The 15,307-nt window shown below is 47.3% G+C and carries 12 protein-coding genes; 8 read left to right on the top strand and 4 right to left on the bottom strand.

Annotated elements, in window-relative coordinates:
* Nucleotides 1–801, top strand: coding sequence for a slipin family protein (locus ACX0G9_RS00225; RefSeq protein WP_459062815.1), 801 nt, complete (start codon nt 1–3; stop codon nt 799–801).
* Nucleotides 802–846: 45 nt separating this feature from the next.
* On the opposite strand, the gene ACX0G9_RS00220 is transcribed toward ACX0G9_RS00225, so the two are convergent.
* Entirely contained in the window at nt 847–1,155 is a 309-nt protein-coding gene (locus ACX0G9_RS00220; protein WP_459062814.1) for an antibiotic biosynthesis monooxygenase, read from the bottom strand.
* Nucleotides 1,156–1,300: 145 nt separating this feature from the next.
* Here ACX0G9_RS00220 and ACX0G9_RS00215 point away from each other — a divergent pair, with 145 nt between their 5' ends.
* The 4 genes from ACX0G9_RS00215 to ACX0G9_RS00200 all read left to right on the top strand — a co-directional run bounded on the left by ACX0G9_RS00215 (nt 1,301) and on the right by ACX0G9_RS00200 (nt 8,506).
* Nucleotides 1,301–1,774: a (2Fe-2S)-binding protein gene (locus tag ACX0G9_RS00215; protein WP_459062813.1), complete on the top strand. Its 474-nt coding sequence runs from the start codon at nt 1,301–1,303 to the stop codon at nt 1,772–1,774.
* 21 nt (nt 1,775–1,795) lie between these two features.
* Nucleotides 1,796–3,994 carry a xanthine dehydrogenase family protein molybdopterin-binding subunit gene (locus tag ACX0G9_RS00210; protein ID WP_459062812.1) on the top strand — a complete coding sequence of 733 codons (2,199 nt, stop codon included), beginning with the start codon at nt 1,796–1,798 and terminating at the stop codon, nt 3,992–3,994.
* Between the two features lie 38 nt (nt 3,995–4,032).
* The gene (locus tag ACX0G9_RS00205) at nt 4,033–4,527 is read left to right on the top strand and encodes a c-type cytochrome (RefSeq protein WP_459062811.1); all 495 of its coding nucleotides are present in this window, start codon (nt 4,033–4,035) and stop codon (nt 4,525–4,527) included.
* 124 nt (nt 4,528–4,651) lie between these two features.
* Complete coding sequence (locus ACX0G9_RS00200; RefSeq protein WP_459062810.1) at nt 4,652–8,506, top strand: two-component regulator propeller domain-containing protein; 3,855 nt, start codon at nt 4,652–4,654, stop codon at nt 8,504–8,506.
* Here the strand turns inward: ACX0G9_RS00200 and ACX0G9_RS00195 are convergent.
* A complete protein-coding gene (locus ACX0G9_RS00195; protein WP_459062809.1) occupies nt 8,503–8,763 on the bottom strand; it encodes a (4Fe-4S)-binding protein in 261 nt (86 codons plus the stop codon). The two genes, ACX0G9_RS00200 and ACX0G9_RS00195, sit on opposite strands and share 4 nt — an antisense overlap.
* Before the next feature lie 363 nt (nt 8,764–9,126).
* Here ACX0G9_RS00195 and ACX0G9_RS00190 point away from each other — a divergent pair, with 363 nt between their 5' ends.
* From ACX0G9_RS00190 to ACX0G9_RS00180, 3 genes are all read left to right on the top strand, one after another.
* Nucleotides 9,127–9,558: a hypothetical protein gene (locus ACX0G9_RS00190; protein ID WP_459062808.1), complete on the top strand. Its 432-nt coding sequence runs from the start codon at nt 9,127–9,129 to the stop codon at nt 9,556–9,558.
* A 265-nt stretch (nt 9,559–9,823) separates the two neighbouring features.
* Nucleotides 9,824–10,606 (top strand): ABC transporter ATP-binding protein, encoded by a 783-nt coding sequence (locus ACX0G9_RS00185; protein WP_459062807.1) that lies wholly within the window; start codon nt 9,824–9,826, stop codon nt 10,604–10,606.
* Between the two features lie 53 nt (nt 10,607–10,659).
* The gene (locus tag ACX0G9_RS00180; protein WP_459062806.1) at nt 10,660–11,409 is read left to right on the top strand and encodes an ABC transporter permease; all 750 of its coding nucleotides are present in this window, start codon (nt 10,660–10,662) and stop codon (nt 11,407–11,409) included.
* A 59-nt stretch (nt 11,410–11,468) separates the two neighbouring features.
* On the opposite strand, the gene ACX0G9_RS00175 is transcribed toward ACX0G9_RS00180, so the two are convergent.
* On the bottom strand, nt 11,469–13,460 hold the full coding sequence (locus ACX0G9_RS00175; RefSeq protein WP_459062805.1) for a gamma-glutamyltransferase family protein: 1,992 nt from the start codon (nt 13,458–13,460) through the stop codon (nt 11,469–11,471).
* A gap of 39 nt (nt 13,461–13,499) precedes the next feature.
* Nucleotides 13,500–15,083, bottom strand: a complete 1,584-nt coding sequence (locus ACX0G9_RS00170) for a hypothetical protein (RefSeq protein ID WP_459062804.1) — start codon at nt 15,081–15,083, stop codon at nt 13,500–13,502.
* Nucleotides 15,084–15,307 lie beyond the last annotated feature (224 nt).

Below are 15,307 nucleotides of genomic sequence, written 5' to 3'. Positions count from 1 at the left end.
ATGGAAACAGTTCCCATCACGCTTATTGTTATTGTTGTCTTTGTAGTACTTATCCTTTCGAATGCTGTCCGGATCCTGCGCGAATACGAAAGGGGTGTTATTTTCCGCCTGGGGCGATTGATCTCCCCCGATGGAATCAAAGGGCCCGGCCTCATCCTTCTTATTCCCATCATCGACAAGATGGTAAAAGTAAGCCTGCGTACCGTTGTCATGGATGTTCCGCCGCAGGATGTCATTACGCGGGATAATGTATCTATTAAAGTAAATGCCGTTATTTATTTCCGCGTCCTGGAGCCACAAAAGGCTATTGTTCAGGTAGAGAATTACCTGATCGCCACTTCCCAACTCTCCCAGACCACCCTTAGAAGCGTTCTGGGGCAATCCGAGCTCGACGACCTTCTTTCGCAACGTGAAAAGATCAACCACCGCCTTCAGGAGATCATCGATGCACACACAGAATCCTGGGGGATCAAGGTGAGCAATGTAGAGGTCAAACAGATCGATCTGCCCCAGGAAATGCAGAGGGCAATGGCCAAACAAGCGGAAGCCGAACGGGAACGCCGGTCAAAAGTAATTTCCGCAGAAGGAGAATTTCAAGCCTCGCAAAGGCTGGCGGATGCAGCAGAGATACTGGGCCAACAACCCAGCGCTATTACGCTGCGCTATTTACAAACCCTGCGTGAGATCGCCACCGAAAAGAATTCAACTACCATTTTTCCTGTTCCGATAGACCTGCTCAAACCATTCCTGATGAGGGAGGAGAAAAAAGAGGATAAGAAGGAAGACAAAAAGATGGAGTAACCAATTTAGTGATCAGCGTCAAGGTATGAAAAGCGGGTTATTCTGTCACCGGGAAAATTCAAATACCTCATGGTGCTGCACTTTCTCTTCGAACTCCAGCAGGAAATCCTTGTCTTCCGGATAATACTTGGCTTTTTCCAGGTCTTCCCCTGCAAAATTCCGGATAACGTCCAGATTTTCCCAATAGGTTATGAGATTAAAATGGGCCTCGTCCCCTTTTATCTGATGAAGAAAACTCAACCCCTTAAATCCTTTTGTGGAGGAATAGTCGGGTACGGCCCGTTCCCGCAAAAATGCGCTATAAGCCTCCAATTGGGAAGCCTTGGTTTTACCATGCCAGATCCTTGCGATCATAATTTTCGTTTTTGAATAGCCAAGTTCGCAAAAAAATCACTCGCTACTCAAGCCATTCATAAAATTTCCCGTTCACATTCTGAATATTTCGGTAAATTGATGGGGCAGAACAAATCCTGAACAATCATTACCAAAAGCATTTTTTATGCCCTCTTACAACTTACTCATCAATGGTAAAAGTATCCAGGTGGAGGCCGATACCAAAATGCCGCTGTTATGGGCTATCCGGGAATTGGTCGGACTTACCGGCACAAAATATGGCTGCGGCATAGCCCAATGCGGAGCCTGTACCGTACTGCTTAATGGAAATCCCGTACGGTCCTGCTCCATTCCGGCGTCGGCCGTTGCCGGTCAGCCAATTACGACTATCGAAGGTCTTTCATCGGATAATTCCCACCCGGTACAAAAGGCATGGATCGCCGAACAGGTACCTCAATGCGGATATTGTCAAAGCGGGCAGATCCTGGCTGCCTCCGCGTTGCTGAAGCGTAACCCCCATCCTACGGACAAAGATATTGACACCGCCATGCAGGGGAATATTTGTCGTTGCGGCACTTATCCCCGAATTCGCAAAGCCATCAAAACCGCCGCTCAGTCTATAAACAGTGGCTCCCATTAAAACCAATAAAATTTACCTGAGATGGAAAAGACCGATCAAAAAAAAGATCCTGGATTCTCCCGCCGGCAATTTATCCGCCAGGCTGGTCTTTCCGGCATAGCCTTAACGGTGGGAGCCTATTTCCCTGCCTTTGGTGAAAAATCAGCAAAGGGAGCAATAAACCCGGAGATTATCACCGCAGCCGGTGCGGATCTGAAAGGAATAGAATTGATGACCTGGATCTCAATCGATCAGTTGGGTAAGGTCACGATCCTGAACCACCGTTCCGAAATGGGTCAGGGCGCTTACCAGGTAGTGCCCCAAATGATTGCTGAAGAATTGGAAGTGGATCTCGATCAGGTGAATATCGCATTTGCTCCCGGCAACCAGAAAAAATACGGCAGCCAGGTCACAGGTGGAAGTTCCACCGTAAGGGGATCTTACAAACACCTGTTACAGATAGGCGCATCTGCCCGTGAAATGCTGATCGCCTCGGCCGCAAAAAAATGGACTGTTCCGGCCGCCGAATGTTATGGAGAAAAGGGCCAGGTGATCCACCGTCCGTCCGGCAAAAAAGCGGGTTATGGCGAACTGGTGGAAGAAGCGGCTAAAATGGCCCCGCCCAAACAGGTAAAATTAAAAGAACGGAAAGACTATACTATCATAGGAAAATCGCTGCCCAGACAGGATACTCCATTGAAGACCAATGGCCAGGCCATTTTCGGCCTGGATAAAAAATTGCCTGGCATGCTGTATGCCGTCGTGGAACGCAATCCACGTTTTCAGGGTAAGGTAAAAAGTTTCGATGACTCTGCCACGAAGGCAGTCCCCGGCGTAAAACAGGTTTTTAAGGTACAGCGTGCCGTCTTCGCTATAAATTGTGAAGGAGTGGCAGTAGTGGCAGACAGCATTTGGGCAGCCATGCAGGGAAGAAAAGTGTTGAAAGTAGAATGGGATGATGAAGGCTTTGAACACCTGGATACGGAAAAAGTATATGCCCGGATGCGGGAAGATCTTAACAAACCCGGTTTGTCTGACCGTACCGTTGGTAATTTCGAAGGAGCCTTTTCGAATGCAGATAAAAAAGTGGAGGCTATCTATGAAACGCCTTACGAAGCACATAGCTGTATGGAGCCGCTCAATTGCATCGCTCATGTCCACGATGACAAGATCGAAGTGTGGGGCCCCATCCAGGGCCCCGACTGGGTGCAATCGGACCTGAGCGAGAGAATGAAAGTGCCCCTGGAGAATGTTACGGTGAATATGACCTTTCTGGGAGGAGGCTTTGGCCGGAAGGCATTCCTGGACTATCCGCATGAGGCCGTCCTTATCTCGCGTGAAATCAAGGGCCCGGTACAGGTTATCTGGACACGGGAAGACGATATGACGCTTGGTCCTTTCCGCCCCGGCGCTGTCTATGGTTGTAAAGGAGGACTCGATAAGGGGGGAAATATTATTGCTTTCCAGACCAAAACAGCCACCCAGAATATGAACCATCAATCAGCCGGCGTCGATCATGGCTCTTACAATGCAGATACGCTGGACGGATTACCCAAACCTTATTTCGAGTCGATACCCAATTATAGTTTCGCCGATATCCCGACAGAATCTACTATACCCGTGATGTGGTGGCGGTCCGTTTATGCCTCTACCAATGGTTTCGCCTACGAAAGTTTCATCGATGAACTGGCTCATGCTGCCGGAAAGGACCCGCTTGATTTCAGGAATGAACATTTGAACGACGATCGTTACCGGGCCCTGATCAGCCGTCTGGAATCCCTTACCGGTTGGAAAACACGGGGTAAGAATGAAGGATGGGGTGTCGCCATAACCGAATGTTTTTCCAGTCTGGTAGGAGAAGTGGTAAAAGTTTCCCGCAAACCGGACGGAAAGGTAAAAGTAGACAAGGTAATCGCGTTGATGGATTGCGGTTGGTATGTAAACCCTGACATTATTAAGGCCCAGGTGGAAGGAAGCATTATCATGGCCCTGGGAGCGGCAGTCAAACACGAAACCCATTTTAAGGATGGCAAGGCGGTGGAAAAAAATCTCGATACCTATAAAATGCCCAGGATTTCGGAAACCCCCGAGATCGAGGTCTATATAATGGACAACGATGAAAAAGCCGGGGGTGTCGGAGAACCGGGATTGCCGCCATTGGCGCCTGCCCTTTGTAACGCTATTTTCGATTTAACGACAAAGCGTATCCGTAAACTACCCTTCAACCTGGATGAAGTATGAGACAACACCTTAAAAGATCAATTCAATAAAAAATCCATATGAAGATCAAATCCGTTCTGCTCCTTTCTTTAATTATCCTTTCTACCCTTCTTACCCTGACCTCTTTTCGCAGAGAAGGGCCCGCACAAAGGGAATTGTTACCGGGGAAGACCTTGTCCTTTAAGGGCGATGAACCCCGACAGGGCTTTGACCTGAAAGCCAGTATAACACGCGGGAAAGACGTTTATCTTTCCTACTGCCTTTCCTGTCATGGCGAAGAAGGCATCGGTATCGAAAATGTATATCCGCCGCTGGCCAAATCGGATTACCTGATGGCGGATAAAAAAAGATCGGTACTCCAGGTACTTAATGGCGCTAAAGGAGATATGACGGTCAATGGGAAAGTATATACCGGAGAAATGACCGGTTTCGATCTGACCAACGAACAGGTCAGCGATGTACTTAACTATTGCCGCAATTCATGGGGAAATAAGGGAACCAAAGGGGGGCCTGTCAAGCCCGAAGAAGTCAAAGCTGTTCGCCCGGCCGATTAAGGGTCACTAAGAATAAACACTTAGTCGCAATAGAAAAAGCCTATTAGGTGAAATAGGCAAGTCGCCCCTTCGTTAATCTCAGGAACCCGTAACCATCATTCTATTGCCTGTTAAACCAGAGCCGATGCCGGCCATAGCTGCTACTCTGAGATCCCTGGTCTGCCTGCTCTTATCGCTGGCAACCCAGTATGCAAACGCGCAGCGGCAAAACCTGAAATTCGATCACCTGGATATCAATGCCGGCCTTTCCCAGAACAACGTCCTTTGTGTTTTACAGGACAGCAGAGGTTTCATGTGGTTCGGAACGCGTGATGGTCTGAATAAATACGACGGGTATAAGATCACCGTTTACAGAAATGACCCAAGGAATCCCCATAGCCTCAGCAATAATTTTATTTCCGCCATCATTGAGGATACCGGAGGCTTAAAATCAGGCTCCATCTGGGTGGCAACCCGTGGGGGAGGCTTGAACCGGTATGACAGGGAAAAGGATCAATTCACCTGCTATAAAAAGGAAACGGTCAGGGCAAATGGCATTTCCAGTAACCTGCTGACAGGTCTGGCCGAAGACCGGGATGGTAATTTATGGATTGGTACGGAAGATCAGGGGCTTAATTTTTTTGAACCGGCTAAAGACCGGTTTACCCATTTCACTTTTCAGCCTGATAATCCGAAAAGCATTAGCGGGGATTATGTCAGGGGTATTTTAGTAGACAGCCGGCAGAATGTTTGGATAGGCACTTACGGCAATGGGCTGAACCTCCTGGACAAAAATTCCGGAAGCTTTACCCGTTTTCGTCATGATAACAGGAATGATTCGTCGCTGGGTGAAGATAAGATATGGGTTATCTATGAGGACAGCCGGCACCAGGTTTGGGTGGGTACCGATGGAGGAGGATTAAACTTAATGAACTCCGTTGGCCCCAAAGGAACCTTCCGGCATTTCCGGCATGAACCCCGAAATAAAAACAGCGTGGCCGGCGACGTTATTTATACGCTCGGGGAAGACGATAACAAACACCTCTGGATTGGAACAGAAAATGCCGGTCTGAGCATTTATGATCAGGCGTCCGGCAGCTTCCAGAACTACCTGCATGACGAAATAGACAATTCCAGCCTGAGTAATAATTCTCTTCATTCTGCTTACAGGGATAATAACGGCAATATGTGGGTGGGTACATTTGCGGGAGGAATGAATATCCTCAGTAAGGACGGCAGACGTTTCACCCATTATCAGCATACCACCGATGGAAACAGCCTCAGTAATAATAATATCCTTTGCCTGGTACAGGATTCGAAGAAAAAGATCTGGATCGGCACGGACGGCGGCGGCCTGGACAGGTTCGACCCGGAGACCAAAAATTTCATCCATTTCCGCCATGACCCAAATAATCCGAAGAGCATTTGCGGAGATTATATTCTCTGTGTCTGCGAGGATAAAAAAGGAGCATTATGGATTGGGTCCTGGGCAAACGGCATAACGGTCTTCGATCCCCGGAATAATACCTACCGGCATTTCCGGCATGATCCGGGCAATCCGAACAGCATCAGCAGCAACAATGCTTATGCTATCCTTCAGGACCGCGATGAAAATATCTGGATCGGGACCTATGGAGGGGGACTTGACCTTTATCATCCAAAGGACGGAACCTTCAGCCATTTTTCCTATGATGCGACGAACCCTGCCAGTGTCAATAATAAAAAAATACATTCTATTTTCGAAGGAAGACAGGGTGAGATCTGGCTGGGAACTGATGGAGGGGGGTTGAATTTATTCGACAAAAAAACCAGGACCTTCACTCAATATATTCATAAGGAAAACGAAAACAGCCTGAGTGATAACCGGGTTGGCGAGATCTATGAAGATGAAAAAGGTAATCTGTGGGTTGGAACATTGGTAGGGCTTAATTTTTTTGACAGAGGTGCCGGTCATTTCCGAACCTACACGACAGACGACGGGCTGCCCAATAACGTGATCTTTGGGATAATCCCGGATGGGAAAGGAAACCTCTGGGTCAGTACGAATAAAGGCATATCCCTTTTTAACGTTAAAGCCGGGACCTTTAAGAATTTTGAAATTTCAGATGGTCTGCAATCCTATGAATATAAAGAACACGCCTATTGTAAAAGTAGTTCGGGGGCGTTGTATTTCGGAGGAGTAAATGGTTTTAACGAATTCTTCCCTGACAGTATAAAAGAGAACCCTTCTGAGCCGCCCCTGCGAATCACGGGTTTCCAGGTTTTTAATAAGGATGTTCCTATTGCCGCCGACAGTACCGATCCCTCTCCGTTAAAGAAATCCATCTCGGAAACAAAGGAAATTACACTCCCCTACAGCAGTTCGGTGATTTCTTTTGAGTTTGCATCCCTGAATTATTCTTCTCCCGAAAAAAAGCAGTATGCCTTTATCCTGGAAGGATTCGATAAAAACTGGAATTATGTGGAGTCCAAACGGGTCGCGACTTATACCAACCTGGATCCGGGCCATTATATTTTTGCAGTAAGAGGATTAAATTATGAAGGGAAATGGTCGCCGCATGGAAGCTCCCTCAGGCTGACCATTACTCCTCCCTTTTGGTTGACCTGGTGGTTCAGATTGACAATAGGGCTGATTATCGCGGGAGTTTGCATAACTGCCTACCGCATTCGCATCAGCCACATAAAAGCACAAAAAAAACAACTGGAAGATCTTGTACAGGAAAGGACCAAACAATTGGGCCAATCCATTAAAGATGAACGGATCGCCCGCCTCAATGAGGAGAAAGCAAGGCAGGAAGCCGAACAGGCAAACCGGGCCAAAAGTGTTTTCCTGGCCAATATGAGCCACGAGATCCGCACTCCCATGAACGGAATGATCGGCATGGCCTCCCTTCTGGAACAAACACCGCTGACAGACGAACAACGGGGGTATACCGGGACTATTCAAACCTGCGGGGAGACCCTGCTTACGGTGATCAATGATATCCTTGATTTTTCCAAGATTGAATCGGGGCGTATGGAACTCGATGAAAAAGAAATGGACCTGCGCCGTTGTATAAAAGAAGTTCTGGATATTTTTAGCGCAAAGGCCGCAGATGCCGGACTTTCCCTTTATGGCCAAATCGATGAGAAGGTGCCTGCCATTATTATCGCTGATGAGGGCCGCCTTCGTCAAATCCTGATCAATCTTGTAGGGAATGCCATAAAGTTCACCCACCAGGGCGGAATCTCTGTCAAAGCATTTGTCGAAGGCCACCCGCAGACTGAAATACATCCGCTGAGAGATAAACAAACAATAGAAATCGGTTTTGAAGTTCGGGATACCGGTATTGGAATTCCCCCCGATAAGATCGATCGCCTTTTCAAAGCGTTTTCACAGGTCGATTCCTCTATAACCCGCAAATATGGAGGTACCGGCCTGGGGCTGGTTATTTCAGAAAAACTGACGGAGCTGATGGGAGGGCGGATCGATGTGAAGAGTGAACCAGGAAAAGGCTCTTTATTCAGTTTTACGATCCGCACCCGCAGTGGTGAACCAATAAATCTTATACCTATGGAGAACAACTTATCCGGACAAACAGAAAACAAGCCGGTGCTCCCTTCACATTTAGCGGAAAAATTCCCAATGCGGATCCTGGTAGCGGAGGACAACCCGATCAACCAGCAATTAACGATGATGATTCTTTCCAAAATGGGTTATTCCCCGGGAATTGCGGAAAATGGATTACAGGTCCTGGACAGATTACGGGAATTTTATTTCGACCTGATACTAATGGATATCCAAATGCCGGAAATGGATGGACTGGAAGCCACCAGGGTCATTCGAAAAACACAGGACAGGCAACCCATCATTATTGCCATGACCGCCAATGCGATGCGGGGAGATCAGGAAGAATGCCTTGCAGAAGGTATGGACGATTACCTTAGCAAACCGGTAAATCTGGAAGAACTGGTAAGCATGTTGGAAAAATGGGGGGAGAAAATAGCAGATCAGCTTTAAGCATCCTGATCCTGCGCTTCATCCTTTTTTTCGTCGTTCAAATAAAAACTTAAAGCTCCTGAAGGGCATTTTTTCACCTGTTCAATGATCCTCAGGGTGGTCGATGCCTCAGGTTTTATCCAGGGCTTTACCATCGGGTTAAATACTTCAGGCAACCCTGTAGCTGCTTTCCAGCAAATGGTCGAATGGATGCACATGGCTGGCTTCCAAACGATAGATACTTCTCCATTGGTGTACTTTTTGGAAATGTCTTTCATACCCTTAAATTAAGAAAAAAAATATATACAGAACCAATCAGTTAATATTCGTCGGAAAATGGGTTGGTCATCATGTTAAAAAACAGCCAAAACCCTTACCTGCAAAGAGTTTCGTAAACACACCCCCATGGTTGGCGTGATAAAATCCGGAAAATTGTGTCTTGTACACCGGTTTGCCATACTTTACCTTTGTCTTACAAATCTGATGATTGCTTCCGCGGACGATTGATTCCCGCCATAAGATCAAAACCGAAATTACCTGCTCCCATTGCTTCGCCAACCATTGCCATCTGATAACATTGCCGCCATCTAACTTTTTTATAAATAACATTTTAATAATCAGTAAAATTTAATTTAATCAATATGAATACCAAATCAGTAAGCACCCGTGTAGCAAAAACAATCTTTGTTGGTTTAACCGCAGTTGTTTTATTAGTAAGCAATCCCCTGACAAGTCATGCCGGTGGCATCAGCAACGATAAAAAACCTGCCCTGGTTACAGACGAACAGGTTAGCGTTCAGTATATCGGCATCAACGACAATAATGTTGTTTTCCGTGTTCAATTCGAGAACCCTACCGCCCAGAAATTCTGGCTGATCATTAAGAATGATGCCGGTGAAGTTGTTTACCACAAACAATTCAGCGATGCACATTTTGCAAAGTCCGTTATTTTCCCACAGGAAGAAGCAAACATCAATCCTACCTTCATCATCCGCAATGGCAATAATGAAGTAGTACGCCAGTTCGCCGTGAGCAAGACTGTTGTTGAGAATACGGTTGTAACTAAACTGTAAGGAATTACTTTAAGCAGATAATTAGCATTCAGATCGTTTCATAAAAACAAAAAGGCTGTCTCAATTGGTGAGACAGCCTTTTTGTTTTCGTAAGCATATCCTTTTTGCCGGACTTATTCTTTCCTTCTGCCCTTACTTCTGCCTTTCGCCGTTTTATTAGCCCCATTCGCCGGTATTTCCGGGAAAATTACCGTAATTCAGTTGCACCAAAGCAGGGAAGCAGATATCTTAGTGCCTGTAACGACAACATTAAACCAACTTTTGAATGTACAACCCATCTAATTCCACCGTACTTCAGGTGGAAGGTCTGAATGTCAGGTATGGCAATTTTCAGGCGGTAAAGGATGTTTCCTTCGAAATCCATTCCGGTGAGATTTTCGGCCTGTTAGGCCCTAACGGCGCAGGAAAAACCAGCACGTTAAGTGCGGTGGAGGGTCTGTTAAAACCGCAGTCAGGCTCCATCAAAGTAGCCGGTTATTCCGTCAGTGAACAACCCTTCCATGCCCGGGCTTCTATGGGAGTCCAGTTACAGGCGACCAGCTTTCAGCCTGAACTCACTATTACCGAGATCATTCAATTATATGCCGGAATATACGGACTCAGTCTTTCTAAAGATAAAGTAGCAACAATCCTGGCCGGGATCCAATTGCAGGAAGCTGCAACCAAACGTTTTGGAGAGCTTTCCGGAGGTCAGCAGCAAAGGGTTTCCCTCGTGATAGCAACCATCCATGAACCCCGGCTGATCTTATTGGACGAACCCACCACGGGTCTCGACCCGCAGGCGAGACGACAACTCTGGGAACGTATCGAAGCCATGCGCGACAAAGGTCATGGGATCATCCTTACTACCCATTCTATGGAAGAAGCAGAATCCGTTTGCGACAGGATCGCCATCATCGACCACGGCAAGGTTATCGCTATCGATACCCCTCAGGCCCTGATCGATCGCAACAGGGATATGCCTGAGGTCGTTCGCGCATCCCGTAAAGGAAAGATAACACTGGAAGATGTTTTTATCGGGCTCACGGGTACTGACGTTCGGCCCTGAAACGAGTCCGGAGCCAATTTTAGTTTCCGCCAAAACGCAAAAAATTCAGCAATATGCAAACCGCTCTCCCAAAGATCTCCACGGTTTTTTCGTCACTGCTCCGTGCAGATCTGACCACACAATGGCGTAATCGCCGTTCCTCGGTCCTGGTGATCCTGGTACCCACCATCATCCTTATTTCCTGGAAGGGGCTTGTTGATAAACTGGGAGGGCCTTTTGCCCTTTCCAACTGCATTACTGTCGGACTGACCGCAATTGGTCTGATGGGCTATTCCAATTCCATCGCCCGTGACAGGGATAAAGGAATCTTCCAACGTTTGCGTGTTGCCCCCGCCCCCAATTGGGCTATCATGATGAGCCGTCTGACCGTTCAATTGGTCATGATCATGATCATGACACTCGCTATTTTTATTGTAGGTCATAATTATGATAAGATAACGCTCTCCCCAACTGGCTATATTTTTAGTTTTTTAATGGCCATCGTGGGAGGCGCAGTTTACCTGAGCCTGGGCCAAGTCATCGTAGGAATGATCAAAAACCCGGAGACAGTCAGTGCCACCACCAGGCTGGTTTATTTTGCCTTTATCATGATCGGTATGTTCGGTGAATTAGGCGTATTAGGCAAAGAGATCGGCGATGCCGTAAAATGGTCGCCGTATGGGACGGTCAAACGTCTGCTCTCAGATAGTATGCAACCAGGAACCTGGGATTCACATACAACCATGGCCCTTCTGCTGACCCTGGGGTATACTCTGGTGTTTACCGTGTTGGGCATTAAATGGTTTCGCTGGAATACCAGGTAGGCTATTGGGAAATCTATAAATAATTGTCTTTCCCTTTTTTTTCTGGCGTATCTTTTTTATTACCACCCAATCCCGTAATCTTCACCGTTATTACTGCTGCCTCCCCAAAGGGTATTATGTTTCCAGTCGAACCAGATGGCATTAATCGGCCCGCTGGTACGGTCACCAAAGGAGGTAGTATAGCCCATTTGCTTCAGATCCTTCCTGACCCATGGGGGTGTTGTATTACCCAGTAAAAGATGGCCCGGGCGAGGTCGTCTGTCTTCCAGTTTTTCCCCACCAAGAGATAACCAGAGCTGATCGGAATTGATATTGGCCGCCTCGGTAGCTTCCTGCACCGTCATTCCGAATTCAACGATATTCAAAAAGAATTGCAGCAGGTTCTGGTCCTGGGTATCTCCGCCCTGTACCCCAAAACACAAATAGGGTTTTCCTTCTTTTAAAGCCAGGCTCGGTGTCAGGGTCACTCTCGGTCGTTTATGCGGCTCGACCACATTAAATGGATCGATAATGGAATCCAGGACAAAACTCTGCATCCGCTGGCTCATCCCGACCCCGGTATGACCGGCGATACAGGCGGGTGTCCACCCTCCGCTGGGAGTGATGGAAATTACCCAGCCTTCTTTATCGGCCGCTTCGATAGTGGTTGTACCGCGCCACAGCCGGTCGTGGTAGAGGGAGTCATTGACTTTTCCTCCTTTAGTTCTGCAATGATCGAATGCTATCGCCAGAGCGGCTTCATCGTTTTTGTTCTGATTGTCCGAAAAGGTAGTTGCATTCATAGCCCCTCCGGTATTGGGGGCAGTATTATTTCCGGGGCCGGAACCCTGTGCCATCCGGCTTCGTTGTTTTAACAATTCGGTATAGGGATTGGTCCTTCCCTCAAATGGGTAAGGATCACCAGGAGCGGCATTGGCATCGTTCCTTTCAAAACCGATAAGTTTGGCTCTTTCTTTGGCATATTCCTTACTTAGCAGTCCTTTCATAGGTTGGCCGGTCGAAAAAGCAGGATCTCCATAATAAAAATCCCGATCGGCAAAACTCAGGTTCATGGTCTGGTAGATCGTATGGATATAACGGGTACTGTTAAAGCCCATCGTTTTCAGATCGAAATTTTCCAGTATGTTCAGGCATTGCAGCAGAGAAGGGCCTTGCGACCATTGCTGCAATTTATAAACTTCGATCCCCTTATAGTTCACGTGCAGCGGCTCTTCTTCTACTGGCTTCCATTTGGCCAGGTCTTCCATAGTGATGAGCCCGCCTTGTTCCTGGCAGCCCCGGACAAATTCTTTGGCAATATCGCCTTTATAAAAACGATCATAGGCGGCATAGATAGCTTCCTTTCTGCTTTTTTTATGTTTCAGCGCATCCTGCTCCGTTTCCACCATTTTGGTCAGGGTCTCCAGCAAATCTTTTTGTACGAATATCTCCCCTGCTTCGGGTGCTTCCCTTTTCTCTCCGGGATGGGTTAAAAATACTTGTTTGCTATAGGGCCATTCTTTAAGGCGTTTTTTCTGGTTTTCGAAACTGTTGGCCGTCTGGGCCTCTATCGCGTAACCTTTCGCCATTTCCATGGCAGGGGCCAATACGTCTTTGAGGCTCATGGTACCGTATTCGGCCAGCATATAACAAAGACCGCCGGGAGTGCCCGGGGTGACTGCCGCCAAAGGACCATATTCGGGTGGAAAATTATAACCCTTGCCTTTAAAAAAGGACGGGGTCGCACCTGTGGGCGCAAAACCCAGTGCATTGATAGATAGAACCTTCCCTGTTTTGGGATTGTAGATCAGGGCCTGTGTCTCTCCCCCCCAGCTCAGCACATCCCACATGGTGCATACCGCACCTAACATAGCGCAGGCGGCATCGATTGCATTGCCTCCTTTCTGAAAGATCTGGGCTCCTGCTTCGGCGCCCAGCGGTTTGCCCGTGATAGCCATCCAATGATTACCATGCAAAGGTGGTTTCTGGGTCAGTTGTCCGAGAACGGTAAGGGGTTGGTTGATGGCCAGCATAAGGATGACGTTCAACCCTAAGAGGAGGGGTCTTTTCATGTGAAGTTGTTTTGCCTCTTAAAGTTACAACATTAACCATCAGAACTTCACAACCGCAAATCCTTTCCGCCGGTTATTCTCATACGGGACCACGACCTCATTTTCGGATATTTGCCGGGATTGCTGGAATTGAAGAGTATGGCGGACTTTCCAGAAAACGATCCCCTCAGAACTTATCTTGTTCCCTTGATGATCGATGATTGTCGTGCTGGCAAACAGATCATCATTTCGAAAAAGTGTATTGTATAAAAAAAAGAGCTTATCTGAAACCGGGATGGCCAGGTAGGAAAGATTGGGCGCATTCATTTCCGTAACCTGCTCCTGACTGATCATAGCACTCCAGCAACTGTCTTTTTTGCCCCCCGGAAAATAGAAAAGCCCCAAATCGCCCCGCTCATGCGCTTTGCCCAAACCGCCCAGGGTGGAATAACGGGCATACCCATCCCGGATCACCGGCGAAGGAATACCCTTATCGGGAGGAGGGTTTCCGGCAAACAGCCATTCGGGGTCCCATTGATTGTCATAATCATCTTCCTCATACCAATCCGTATAAGCCCTTCCATACTCTTTCATCAGCATAAACCCTTTTCCGGGGACGGCTATAAAATTTTCTTTCACCTGGTTGCCATCCTTTACCTTACCAGATACCAGGGTATTGAACCGGTAAGAGGAATCAAAGTCTATTTCGCCGGTATTCAAGGAATAATGAACGACCTGAACATTCTTCAGCGCTGCAAACCGAAAATTGGAAAGGATTCCGGTGTAGGCTTCCGCGTTTTGATTATTGATGGCAACATCTACATCCTCCATCGAGGAAGAGGTTGGCAGACGTATTTCGTGGCAGGAGAAACTGCTGTCAGATCCGCAAAAATGAAACAATAAATAATTCCTGTTGGTACGTGAAGGTGCGGCCATCAGCCATTGCCCATTATTAGCGAGTTTTATAGGCCCTTTGTCGAAATCCTCCAGGGGATAGCCGGTAAATTCGTCCTGGATAAAGGGTTGCGTGATCCAGGGATGCTGAAAAATCCGGTGGTAATAAGGGCGCCAGTCCTGGTCGAACAGAAAGGCATGCAAATGCATGGAAGAATTACGAACCGATTCGAAACCCAATAAAAGGATCTTACTCCGGTCTTCCGAACGTACCAATAAAAAGCTATTGCCCGATTCTGAAAATGGAAACTGACCGATGACTTTTCCATTGTCAACAGGACGTCCACTGGCCTCATAGCGCTGAAGGAAGATATTCGTTATTCCATGACCGGTTGGGCTACTGCCCGCCGTTAAACTTAACTGATCGAAATAGAGATCATCCGTTACCAGGTATTCTTTAAGCAGATTGGGCATTATAGCCTGGGAAAAAGTAACATTCACCTGATTCATGCGGCCATCATAGATCTCAAAATTCTGTTCTTCAACGGTCCTGGTTGCCGCCTTTTTCCGTCGGTCCATACTCATCCCCTGATCGGGGTCTCTTCGCTGAACGTTCCGGGTGATCTCAACCCAATAATAATCGCCGGCCTTCCCGGCCATCTCCCATTGTAACATGGATCGGTCTTCAATTGTGGGAGAGTACATTACCCGCTGGGCTGATAAAATCCGGGCATTCATCAGTATGAGCATGATGAATAATGGTATTCGTCCTATTTGTTTGCGCCAGGTCATAAAAAAAGGGAATCTGCTATGAAGGATCTCTACACTCTTTAAGTTACGATCCTTTTCCGGATAACGATCTTACACCTCAAAAATAATATGCACAAAGTTTCAAATATGACAGTTATCCATTAGCCAGAGCCTCCTTTATGAAGTGTTAATCTCCTCTTTTCATGGTAGTTCCTTCTATGGGA

The sequence above is a fragment of the Flavitalea flava genome (genome assembly GCF_054461575.1).
Note: the sequence above shows the minus strand (reverse complement) of the source record. Positions and strands in the feature narration are given on the sequence as shown.